Raw genomic sequence first — 12,447 nt, 5'->3', positions numbered from 1 at the left:
CCTCAATGAGTTATGATGTTTTTGAACTGGCGAACATATTAGGAAGCAGTTGAATATTTTTTGTATAGTATGTCATTGCTAACACTGTTTATGCTTTCTCTATTGATTGCATAATTTATTAAAAATCCAGTTTGTTTTTATTGCAGATGGGGTCGTTAGGTATTCCTAATGATACAAATTGGCATAGAATGTTTTGTTCTATAAGCGATTTAACAATTGCATCTCTAGGCTTCTCCATTGATACTATGCTCTTCACAGACAATAACAGATTGGTGAGATTGGCATAACTCTAGCACAGATATATTATCTCAAAGTTGAATTGTTGGCACACTTGTAAACGTTGGGATAACTTTATGTTTTTTGAAGCTCTACAGCAATATCAAGACAAATCTGAACAGGTTCTTCAGTAGCAAGTAAGAGAACACCTTTCCCTTTTTAAACAGAAGTTTTTCTGATATCAATTTTTAAAGCATTTTTATGAATATTCATAACAGCGTGTTTTTCAAATCTATATAAACGGGTACAGGATTACTCAGAGTGGAAAAAATTACAGTTTCCATTTGATCGAATTACTCTCATAAGTAATTGGATAATATTTACTTTATCGCTGAATAAAAAAGAAAAGTTTTCTTTCTTTAAATAGAGGATGTGTTGTCATCTAGCCAATAGGGATAGTTTGCGAGAAATTTGTTCGATGCAAGACAACTTAACATTGCAGCTACTTTTTATCATTTGAAGCTGTGAAAAGAAGGCTAAGATAGATGAAAGAATGTAAAAAATAATGGATACATTTTAAGATAAAAAATTATAATTCTGTTAATTCCACAACAGTTGCTGCTGATATTGGTAACAAAAGAAATTTGACTAAAAAAATTATCAAAATTATTGAGGATATTTCTCATAGCATGTAGACTAAATCTTTTGTTGGTATGGCTGGGATTTTCTTTGAGCAGAAATTGATTCTATCCCCTGAAATCAGCAATAATCTCTCAGGTGATGTCGTAAACTTTTTGGGGATGTTACAACGCTACTATCGTCCTTTTATGAAAAATGCTAGCATTTCAGATGAGTAGCTGTGAGGAGTTTCAACGTTTAATACAGCAAGAGCCAGCAACTCTCACGGATTTAGAACAGGCTTCAAGGTTTTTATATTTACAGCGATTAAGTTTTAGAGGGAAGGTAAATCGTACGATGAGAGTTGAAATCCGTCGTAGCGCGTGGGTTTAAGTCTTTCCAATTTGAAGGCGTGCTAAAACTTATTTGCCTCTGTTTAGCAGGTGTTAGCATTGAACATTTAAACTGGTCCGATTTTATTGTGCGTTATGATCATCTAAAAACTTGTTTTATCTTTCACCACTTTATTGTGGTTCTGAAGGTTATTCCAGAAAAGCTTTTATAAGCGGGAGAATTATCAGCCGATGTCTAAGCTGCTTGCATAAATAAAAGGGAGGTTTCTTTTGTCATTAAACAATGTGCTAGAAATTCAAAAAACTTTAGTTAACTTCATAAAAGAGATTACATCATCTTATACAGATTGCTCTTCAAATAATACAATTTCTGGTAAGGAATGAGGCATCACCAATTTTGATTTCTAAAAAAGAAACAATACGCATTAAAGAGTCTTTAAATTTGTAGACTTTTTGAGAATCCTTTCAGAATCTTTTGAAAAAAGTGAACTGATAGAAGATTTGCTATCAAAATATAGAAACTTTTCTAGCAAGTTACGAATAAATCTAAAAATATATATTAAATATAAAAAACAGAGTGACATGCTTGTAGACTGGGCTTTAGAAACAAGAATCAAAATGTATAAAGATGCATAGAGGCAAGATTGGTACAGATCATTTTTATGATTCAATAAAAAATAAAAACTAAAGAAAAAATTCTATATCAAAAATTTAAGGTGGTTTAAAAGGTGGACGGGCAATGCATAGAAGGATGAACGAGAAGGTGAATTAGGTGAGGGCGATTTATAGATTATCAGCATCTTTTGTAAAAGTATCTCCCTAAGGTAAATATTGTGATGAAGTAAGATTGTGGTTGAATGTTCGAAAAGATAATACGCACTCTTAATTTTTCCGTTATACACATCACAATAAACGCCGTGAAAGGCACGTTACAAACTTTCTCTAAAAGCAGCATATGAGTTTGCAAGATATTACAGTGATATTTTAAAAGAAGGTAATGGTCCCATTTTATTTCAGGAACAAGTTATCTTAAAACAGCAAAGCAATATTTTTCAAGAAATTGCAAAAACGGCTTTTGAAAGCAAAAAAGCAGAGTTGAAAAATGAAGGTAAAAACGGTTGCTGGTTTTCTCCACTAGAGTTTCATGTTATTTCCCACATAGGGAATTTACTACAGAAAAATTAACAGCCAATATCACTCACAATGTTTTTGCGCCACTTTAGCATGAAAAAGCAGATACCGTGCGAAACTATTTGTCTTATCTTCAACATCATTATTACAATTAGAAAACTGAAACAACGTCATTCACAAATCACATAAAAGCAGTCCATTATTCATTATACAATCCCGTAGATTGTTTTTCTTAAGCATGCCAAACCCTATTTTGTTGAAGACAGAACGTTGTGTATCATTAGTTCTTTGAACGACGATAGCAGTGCAATCCGTAAAATCTTTTCTCATCTTCTTTTGGTAGGATAACAAAGATGCTCTTAGAATACATCAATAGACTCAATCACTTTATACAAATATAACCTTGTTGAATTCTTTCGCTTCAACTCAGACATCTCCGTCACTCTAATTAAATCCAATCGACCACCAGAGTGTTTTTATCCTTTAAGTTCTTTTACTTTTAATCTGAATATATCGACCTCTTTCAAATCTTTTCATTGATTAATGTTTCAGAGGAATTGTATCTTTAGCACTTTATTTTCCGTTTATGTCTCCAACCACATAGACCTGCACCTTGTTCATTATGTTTTAAATATCTCTCGCCAAATTTGGATTAATCACATTGATATCTTGTCGATTCAAATAAATTGGCAGCCATCCAATACAAGAAGTTCGTTCATTCGTCGCGCAGCCAGTTAGAAAGCTTAGTACGCATAGCAGCATCACTTTTCTTATTAATCTTCATTTTCTACCTTAAGCCGTGTTGTCCTATCTTGAAAGCTTCCTTTGTTTGTTTTTTCTTCTCAACTTGTTCCCCAAGAAAAAAGGCTTTCACTAAAGCTATAAGAAAAGTTGCTATGGTCACTGACGTCATTGTTAGATATTTTTTTATCCATAAGATCATAGGCGGTGTTCTTGAAAGCGTTTAGCAATGTATACCATAGCTGTACAAGCAGCTAAAACCATAATGCCTGCTAAAACCCATTGAACAGGACCATTTCCTGAAAAAAGCCCTCCAAGCCCTGAAAAAGAACCTATGATTGGTGCAAGAGCTTCTACTTTGCAAATACCTGTTACACCTTCTGATTCTACTACATGATAATTTGGGGCAACATGAGATCCTTTCGCCCATAATCCTGCTTCGGCTGCTCGGCGATTGACAAGACCTTGGATACGTTTTCCTCCTACTCTTGTCCATTTTTGCAATTCAGTTGGTACCACTTCATATGCACCTTTATTGAGCTTTTTTAAAAGTGTAGAATTGCAAAAGGCTGTTATTCCTACGTTATAGCAAAATGATACTAATGCCGCGAATTGTTCATTGTTTAAAGGAACGGTAACGGCTTTTTCAACAACGAGTTCACACTCTCTCAAATCCTGACAAAGGATTTTTTCAGCTTCTTTTTCCGTAATTTGCATGTCTTTGTGGACGCTTGGAGCACCAGCAGCATTTGTATGTCCATAACCAATTGTCCATACACCACCAGAATATTCATAAGCCGATAAACGTAAGCCTTCCAATTGCTTAATCAATGCAAGCCCTTCTTTTGATATTTTTCGCATTATTCTTACCTATAAAAAAACTACACAAAGCAGGATATGAATCGAAAACTTACATCTACTCATTTTTAAGAACAGAACAGTGAAAGGGCATAATAAATTCAAAATCTCCATAGTGAGTTATGTTAAAACCCATATCGTTTTTTGAACAAATATTATGCTAAACACCATTCATTTTGCAGCAATTGATCTCCATCTCAATATAATAACTTTATAATAAATCCATTTATAATCAGATAGATTTTACTCATAAATTCTTACAGTTGATCCAGAATGATTTAGAAGAACTTTACTTAAAAAAACTTCAATAATCCTGATGAAAAAAAGCATTTTTTAACAAAAAAATAAGAGATATAATAAGTAATGAAATAATAGGTATTGATTTTCAAGTAATTGCATAACCCATAACTTACACCATAGAATTATTTTCATAAAAACAAAAAAACATTACAGTTGAATATTATAGATCTACAAATTATCTTAGAATCAACACGATATACACATAACGTATTATACATATTTAATCAAAAAATCTATAGTGAATTTAACTGTTATTTATTTTTTCCTCTAATTGCTTAATTTTCTTAAAAAATATCTTTATGAAGGATTTTAAATAAAATGTTATATAAAAACATAATCGATATTTTCTCCCTCTCTAGTAGTCTGTTTCCAACTAAAACAATATAGTAGTGGAGCATATTCAATATATGGACCAATGATATTGGATAGTGTTGTAAAGAATATTGTATTGTAATAAACTTGAATGATGATTTCGGTTTCATATATTTTTCCATATGAATAATGCTTTCGTCTTTTTCATATGAAGTGTTTTATGGGGCATTCGGGGACAATGGTATCATCTTTGTCTAGTGTTGTATTGGCTACGTTTCCAGAAGCGTCTTAAACAAATCAATCAAGCTATTGAAATCTTTTTAGAGGCAATAGTACAAGAGATACAAAAGATTTTAACAAAAAGCCGCTTGAAGATATGGGAGGTTCTCTCCTCCTAGCATCTCCGCCCATTTACATAACATAAAAAAGAGAAAGGTAATGAGATGATATCTGATGATGGCGATAGATATGTAACAACCCGTGAATGTGTACAGCTTTTTAGTGTATCCACAACAACGATTCGCAATTGGGTGCTTCAGGGGTTGTTTCCGGAGCCATATAAGCTAGGGAGAGCGGTGAGGTGGAGAAAGAAAGAGATCTTAGCCTTTACTCCAAAGAAATAAGAACAAATTAGGTAAAATTATATAAACTGTAGAAGGTGGTCTTCAAACAGATAATTAAATAAAAATCCATATGTTCTAATATGAAAAAGAGAAAATGCGGTGCCGCATGCCGGATTCGAACCAGCGACCCCATCATTACGAATGATGTGCTCTACCAACTGAGCTAATGCGGCATAGGTTTGTAAATCAATGAGACAAAACTAATTTGAGGGTAATAGCTAAAAGTACGTATAAAAGCAAGAATGCATTTTTTCAATAATTTATAAAATATGATAATAATTTGCAGGAGAAGTATGTAAAAGTCAGAGGACAGTATTCTTTGATCTTAATACTATAAATGCTTTCCAATTTACGATAGCACTCAAATTAAGAAGCTGGGAATGTAGATCCTTAGGATGGAAAATGGTGTCAAGATAACTTAGTAAAGATAAAAACATTTCTGATTCTTAAGAAAGAAATTTGTTGAATAAGTGATTAGGAAAATAAAGATCATTATAAACCCTTTATAATGTGCAAATAAGATGAGTAGAATTAGTTGAAAAGTTACTTCTCATTTTTAGGGGAAGAAAAAGGGGGAGGATTAATAAAATTAATCACGTTTTTTTATTTAAGATGGAGTAAGAATCATGTCGGATGAAGATCGGCTGATAGAACTAGAAATAAAGCTAGCTTACCAAGAAAAATTCATTGAGGAACTTTCTCGAGTGGTAACTAATCAATGGAAAAGTTTGGATGAGATATCTAAAAAAGTTGATGTCTTAGCGAGACGATTTTCAGATTTAAAAGAACAGAGTGTTACTGAAGCTGTTATTTTACCATTTTCTCAATAGGGAGAAGGTGCTTAAAAATTCTTCTGTTGATATTCTCTTGGATTTTTTTAGATGTAATAGGGTGGATATTACAATGGGAGGAAGGTGCGAAATGTTCTTTATTACAATTGCAATTATTTACAGATTAGTTTTTATTTAACGCATTTTGTTAGATTTGTAGAATAATTTTTATAAGCTTCTTCATTAATTTCAAGAAGTTCCAATTTTATAAGGAGTGCTGATATTAGAAGACGTTTTTTATATGTGATTTCTAGTACTAAAATTAAGAAAAGTTTTTGTAGAGTATAAAAAAGCATCCATAAAAACATATGAACTTCAATATGTTAAGTTTTTTTCTGTACAGAGTTTTCTATAGATGGGAGTTAGATTTATTCGCTATTTTTTTTAAATTGATACAAATGAAGCGATGTTATCGTTATCTATAGAAATCATAAGTGAGCGCGTATATTTATAATAGAGCGTTTTAATCCATTCTGATGATCAAGTTATTTTCAGTTGTTTTAATAGGGTGAGGTGCTCTAAGCGATATCGGTTGTGTATAGTACAAAGAGCTCTAGAAGTCTTTTCAAGATTAAATATATTCTTCGTTATATGTATATGATATTTTGTGAAAAGGTTTTTGTTTTTCGTGATTTAAGATACAAAATACTATTGCTAAAGCACCAAAGATAAACCATGCTGGTAAATAAGTGAGAGTAATGCAAATTGAGGACAGAAAATCAGGCATTACCTTGCATAGAGATTGATTAAGGTGATAGACATCTGTTTGCAGAAGGTTTATTAAAATTTTATTAAAGGGGGTTGTTGTCCAATGTGATGTGATTACAGAGTGTGCGTTATCAATGACCAATGCTATAATGGTTAGTGTAACGAAAATGAAGGACATTAATTTAAATAAATAGTGGAGCATATTTTTTCTTAAAACTTCAACGGGGCATATGTATAATGCACAAAAAAATAAGGAGTTGCATTATGATAAGAAAATAAGTTTACGTTTGTTTTGTGTTTTTTGAAAAAGGTGCCTAATTTTTCGATAAAAGTTGAGGTTAGGCTCAACAAAAGTAATGAGGCATGATGTTTGAAAAAAAGCACAATGAATTGAAGCGTAGCCTTCAAAATCGCCATATTCAAATGATTGCTTTGGGTGGTGTTATTGGGACGGGACTTTTTTATGGGTCAACCGAGGCAATTCAATTAGCTGGTCCCTCAGTCATTTTATCTTATCTTGTCGGCGGGCTTATTATGTATTTCATTATGCGAATGCTTGGTGAAATGTCAGTAGAAGAACCGTCTTCAGGAGCATTTAGTTTTTTTGCTTATAAATATTGGGGGAGATTAGCTGGTTTCATAACAGGTTGGAATTATTGGTTTCTTTATATTCTTGTGAGCATGGCTGAACTTACAGTGATAGGGTTTTACCTTGATCATTGGATTTTGATTGATCACTGGAAGGCATCTTTCGTTGTTCTTTTATTTGTTACATTCATTAACTTGTTTAATGTTCGTTTTTATGGAGAATTTGAATTTGCTTGCGCTTTGATCAAAGTGGCTGCTGTTATTGGTATGATTATTTTGGGAATTTTTCTCATTGTCACTGGACTAGGGGAAAATCAAGCGAATATTCATTATCTTTGGGACCATGGCGGTTTCTTCCCTTATGGAGCAGTAGGGGTTGTTTTAGCGACTTCTGTAGTAATGTTTTCTTTTGGAGGAACAGAGCTTATTGGTATTGCTGCTGGAGAGGCATCTGATCCACAAAAAACAATTCCGGCGGCTATCCGTCAAGTTATGTGGAGGATTATAATTTTTTATATTGGTTCTATCAGCGTTATTATGATAATCAGCCCTTGGAATATGATTGGAAAAAATGGTAGTCCTTTTGTTACAATTTTCGAGACTATAGGAATTCCTGCTGCTGGTCATATTTTGAATTTTGTGGTGATTATGGCTGCTATTTCTGTTTACAATAGTGGCATTTATTCTAATGGACGTATGCTTTATAGTTTAGCTGTACAAAAAAATGCACCACATATTTTTAGTAAACTGAGTGCTGCTCGTGTTCCTTATATTGCTATCCTTTTTTCATCATTCTGTACGGTGTTGATTGTCGTTGTTAATGCTCTTGTTCCTGATAATAGTTTCATGCGGATCATGGCACTTGCAACTGCAGCAGCAGTGATTACTTGGGCTATTATTGTTATTGTTCATTTAAAATTTCGCAATGCACATAAGAACAGAAAAGGCAACTTTACTTATGCGTTTGGTTTATATCCTTACGCTAACTATCTTTGTCTCTGCTTTCTTGCTTTATTATTTTGCATTATGTTTATCAGTGGTTTTGGGCAAAATGGATTGATGACTCGACTTTTTGATATGATAGGAATAAGCGTGCCTTTTCTTGAAACATATATTCCTGTACAGATGCCTGATATGAGTTTGGCAGTCATTATTATTCCTCTATGGTGCTTATTATTACTTTTAGGTTATAAACTGAAACGATAGAGAAAGAAGAGCTAATAAAAGGGATTGATTGGAATAAATCTTGGGGACTATAAAATTTGATGAGGTAACACAAGTTTTTGGTGATTTGTGTGTTTTAAAAAATATTACTGTACAGCTTACCGAAAAACGAATTGCTGTTATAGGTGCGAATGGTTCTGGAAAAAGTACATTTGTTCGTCTTATTAATGGACTCCAATTACCATCTCACGGTTTTGTAAGCGTTGATGGGCTTGATACCAAGCGCGATGCAAAAGCAGTAAAGCGTAAAGTTGGATTTGTATTTCAGAATCCCGATAATCAGATTGTTTTACCATTAGTTGAAGAGGACTTATCATTTGGTCTCAAAAATTTAAAGCTTAGTAAAGATGAAATTAAGGAGCGTGTAGATGAAATTTTACAGCGCTATGAACTTCAAGATTTCAGAAATTACGCTGTCCATTTATTAAGTGGTGGGCAAAAACAACTCGTTGCTATTTCCGGTGTAGTTGCAATGAAACCAGACTACATTATTTTTGATGAGCCGACGACATTACTTGATTTGCGAAATAAGCATCGCGTTACGCAAGTGATAGAAGAATTACCACAAACGGCAATAGTTGTATCGCATGATTTGGAGTTTTTGAAAAAGTTTGATAGAGTGTTAGTTTTTGATAAGGGGGAGATAGCAATTGATGATGTACCTTTTGTTGCTATCAAGGAGTATATAAGAAGAATGTCATGATCGGTTTATATATTCCAAGGGATACGTTTATTCATAGGTTAAGTCCTGGAGTTAAGTTATTATTTCTTGCGGCGTGTGGAACTTTTATAATAATGGTTTCTTCCATAGCGCTTCTTGGGTTATTTTTGTTGTTGGTCATCTTATTCTATAGAGCCGCCAAGGTCCCTTTCAAAACTGCGATAAAGCAATTTAAATCGATGGGATTGCTTTTAGTTCTTTTATTTGTATTTCAAACTATTTTTAGCGGTTGGCTTACGGGGGTTGAGGTCATATTACGTCTTGTTATCCTCTTTTCTTTATCATCACTTATTTCATTCACAACAAAAGTTTCAGATATGGTGGATGCAATTGAAGTCGGGCTTCAGCCTTTTTGCTGTTTTGGTATAAATCCATCAAAAGTGAGTATGGTTATCTCTATGGCGATCAGGTTTATTCCTCTTTTGAGTGAAAAGTTTAATGAGGTACATGAAGCACAGCAAGCACGGGGACTTAATACTAACATTGTTGCTCTTGCGATACCTTTAATTATACGAACCATAAGAATGGCTTCAGAAGTGGCTGAAGCATTGGAAGCGCGTTCTTATGATGCTGATACCATTGATACAGCATCTCATAAGAATCAAAGCTTTTTATAGTGAAAGAAGAATCAAATGAATACAAAAGATTTAGTTTATATTGCTTTATTTGCCGCTATTTATGCTATTTTGGGACTTTTCCCTTCTATTTATCTTCCTTTTCTTCTAGGGGTACCTATTACAGCTCAATCGATGGGGCCGATGCTAGCAGGGTCTATCCTTGGGGCAAAAAGGGGTGCTTTAGCGTCACTCCTTTTTCTTGTTCTTGTTGCGATTGGATTACCTCTGTTGCCTGGTGGTCGCGGTGGGATCAGTGTCTTTTCAGGGATTGCAAGTGGTTACTTAATAGGTTTTCCATTTGCTGCATTTTTTATTGGTTTAATGGTAGAATTGTTTTGGAAGCGATTAAATTTTATAACATTATTTGTGATAAATACTGTTGGTGGCATTGGGATAGTTTATTCTTTTGGAATACCATGGACAGCGTATATGACCAAAGTCTCTTTACTGAAGGTTTTAATGGCTTCATCAGGTTTTTTGATAGGCGATTGTTTAAAAGTGTTGATTGCATCCTTTGTTGCACTCGCGATTAAAAGATCTGTTCCTCTCATTCATTCAAAGCATAATAAGAACAAGCTAAAATAAATGTATTATTTTGTTATGCTGTTATTATATGATATTCATGTATCACAATAAGTTTACTGAATTTAACCATAGTAAGCTATGATGTAATTAAACATTGTAGAATCTCAATGTGATTTATATAAGTGATATTATTAAAATAAATTATTATAGTATTTTTCTCTATATCTAAGGCATTTAAAGTGTACTTTTATAAATCTGATACTTTTTATTAATTATACAACAATAACAAAAGTTTTTTCATAGTGAAGGAATAATTCAGTGAATACAAAAGATTTAGTTTATATTGCTTTATTTGCCGCTATTTACGCTGTTTTGAGTCTTTTTCCTCCTATTTATCTTCCTTTTTCGCTGGGTGTCCCTATTACAGCTCAGTCTATGGCTCCGATGTTAGCAGGCTCTATACTTGGAGCGAAAAGGGGAGCTTTAGCATCACTTCTTTTCCTTGTTCTTATTGCGATTGGGTTACCTCTATTGCCTGGTGGTCGTGGTGGAATTAGTGTTTTTTCAGGAGTTACGAGTGGTTATCTGATTAGTTTTCCATTTGCTGCATTTTTTATTGGTTTAATGGTAGAATTGTTTTGGAAGCGGTTAAATTTTATAACATTATTTGTGATAAATACTGTGGGTGGCATTGGGATAGTTTATTCTTTTGGAATACCATGGGTAGCTTATATGACTCAGGTTCCTTTGCTGACGGTTTTAATAAGTTCATTAGGTTTTTTGGCTGGTGGTTTCTTGAAAGTGCTGATTGCATCCTTTGTAGCGTTGACCATTAAAAAAATCGCTCCTCTCATTCATTCTTAAAAAGGGGTAGTTCTGTACTGAAGAACAATTTTTGCCAAATGTATGTGGATTAAAAAGCACCACGGAATACCATTCTGTTTTATTTACTTTTTATTGGTATTTTTATCTGTATAGCTCTCAAAGGTAGCCATACGAAAGTTGAATATTTCGGCACCAAAATTTATTTTTTGCTTTCAGGAGCAGACCCCTAAATAGTCAATTAATATCATTTTATTCAACATGCTTGTAAGTTTTATTCGATTTGCATATTATATGCATAACGCCTTAGGATTATTTATTATTTTTTATATTTTCAGTTAATTAATCACTAATTTTTAAAGTATTAAATTATATTAATTGTACAAAAACATTGATAATTCAGTGTTCATTTAAAACTCTTGATGTACATAATACCCTTATAAATGTGTTAATATAAGGTATAAAAATAAGATTTGCATGGGATGAAGCTAAAACAAAAAATAATCTTAGAAAGCTGCATGTGTTTTTTCGGACCCATTCTCCATAGCTAAACAAGATCGTATTGAAAACGGAGAGTATGGTTAGCAAGCTTTAGGGCTCATGGATGGTTTTTTATTCTTCTTCGTAGCGCATACTGTCTATGACGATAAAGATGGCATAGAGGGAATCCGTATTATTTCAGCACGGCGAGCCAACTTGAAAGAAAGGAAACGTTATAAAGAAGAAAGTTCGTTATGAAATTGAGGTAGGTAACTTATCACCTTTGACAGATAAACAGAGAGTTGAAGTTGATAAACTGGCTGTAATGCCGGACAGTACAATTGATCATAGAGATATTTCGTCACTCAATGATGCGTTCTGGAAAAACGCCGTTCTCAATCCATTCTATAAACCAACGAAAACTGTTGCTAACTGTGCGTGTGGATTCAGACATGCTAGCGTGGCTTAAAAGTCAAGGAAAAGCAAAATAAACCTCATTAGCAGAATTTTTTAGACACTAATTCCTCTAACTGTTGGCAAATTTTAAGCCTATTTTACTCTGCCTGCACGGTCATCTCAAGATTGTTGTAGTTGAAGGTGTGATGGAAGATATCACTCTGGATGGGCATAAAGTTGAGAGGAGACTTCAAGGAGAAATCACCACGGCTTTTCCAAACCTTATTGGGAAGCCGACCAATCTGCACCAGATAGAGCAAGGGCTTGATCAAATCAATCGGCTTTTCTCACGCCAAGCTACCATTAATCTTGGTGCGGGGAGCA

General features: G+C 33.6%; 9 protein-coding genes, 1 tRNA gene and 1 pseudogene. 9 read left to right on the top strand and 2 right to left on the bottom strand.

Going from position 1 to position 12,447, the window contains the following annotated elements:
* Positions 1-1,959 precede the first annotated feature (1,959 nt).
* Positions 1,960-2,407 (top strand): annotated as a pseudogene (locus tag ACFIKD_RS02125) (integrase); the annotation flags it as partial.
* A gap of 850 nt (positions 2,408-3,257) precedes the next feature.
* Here ACFIKD_RS02125 and ACFIKD_RS02120 read toward each other — a convergent pair.
* Positions 3,258-3,920, bottom strand: coding sequence for a lysozyme (locus ACFIKD_RS02120; RefSeq protein ID WP_012754682.1), 663 nt, complete (start codon positions 3,918-3,920; stop codon positions 3,258-3,260).
* Positions 3,921-4,972: 1,052 nt separating this feature from the next.
* Between ACFIKD_RS02120 and ACFIKD_RS02115 the strand changes: the two genes are divergently transcribed.
* Entirely contained in the window at positions 4,973-5,152 is a 180-nt protein-coding gene (locus ACFIKD_RS02115) for a helix-turn-helix transcriptional regulator (protein WP_375647110.1), read from the top strand.
* 100 nt (positions 5,153-5,252) lie between these two features.
* On the opposite strand, the gene ACFIKD_RS02110 is transcribed toward ACFIKD_RS02115, so the two are convergent.
* A tRNA-Thr gene (locus ACFIKD_RS02110) sits at positions 5,253-5,325 on the bottom strand.
* Positions 5,326-5,778: 453 nt separating this feature from the next.
* On the opposite strand from ACFIKD_RS02110, the gene ACFIKD_RS02105 reads away from it, so the two are divergent.
* From ACFIKD_RS02105 to ACFIKD_RS02075, 7 genes are all read left to right on the top strand, one after another.
* Positions 5,779-5,982 (top strand): SlyX family protein, encoded by a 204-nt coding sequence (locus tag ACFIKD_RS02105; protein ID WP_012754685.1) that lies wholly within the window; start codon positions 5,779-5,781, stop codon positions 5,980-5,982.
* A gap of 1,074 nt (positions 5,983-7,056) precedes the next feature.
* Positions 7,057-8,484 carry an amino acid permease gene (locus ACFIKD_RS02100; protein WP_273787839.1) on the top strand — a complete coding sequence of 476 codons (1,428 nt, stop codon included), beginning with the start codon at positions 7,057-7,059 and terminating at the stop codon, positions 8,482-8,484.
* Positions 8,485-8,524: 40 nt separating this feature from the next.
* The gene (locus ACFIKD_RS02095) at positions 8,525-9,205 is read left to right on the top strand and encodes an energy-coupling factor ABC transporter ATP-binding protein (protein WP_375645043.1); all 681 of its coding nucleotides are present in this window, start codon (positions 8,525-8,527) and stop codon (positions 9,203-9,205) included.
* Positions 9,202-9,840, top strand: a complete 639-nt coding sequence (locus ACFIKD_RS02090) for an energy-coupling factor transporter transmembrane component T family protein (protein WP_375645042.1) — start codon at positions 9,202-9,204, stop codon at positions 9,838-9,840. Before ACFIKD_RS02095 ends, ACFIKD_RS02090 begins: the two co-directional genes overlap by 4 nt.
* A gap of 15 nt (positions 9,841-9,855) precedes the next feature.
* Positions 9,856-10,425 (top strand): biotin transporter BioY, encoded by a 570-nt coding sequence (locus ACFIKD_RS02085; RefSeq protein ID WP_375645041.1) that lies wholly within the window; start codon positions 9,856-9,858, stop codon positions 10,423-10,425.
* Between the two features lie 258 nt (positions 10,426-10,683).
* Complete coding sequence (locus ACFIKD_RS02080) at positions 10,684-11,229, top strand: biotin transporter BioY (RefSeq protein WP_012754691.1); 546 nt, start codon at positions 10,684-10,686, stop codon at positions 11,227-11,229.
* A gap of 971 nt (positions 11,230-12,200) precedes the next feature.
* Positions 12,201-12,447 (top strand): POTRA domain-containing protein (locus ACFIKD_RS02075; protein WP_375647109.1); only part of this gene is annotated, 247 nt, incomplete at its 3' end.

It is taken from the genome of Bartonella sp. CR84HXZ (assembly GCF_042194535.1).
Taxonomy (GTDB): domain Bacteria; phylum Pseudomonadota; class Alphaproteobacteria; order Rhizobiales; family Rhizobiaceae; genus Bartonella; species Bartonella grahamii.
Note: the sequence above shows the minus strand (reverse complement) of the source record. Positions and strands in the feature narration are given on the sequence as shown.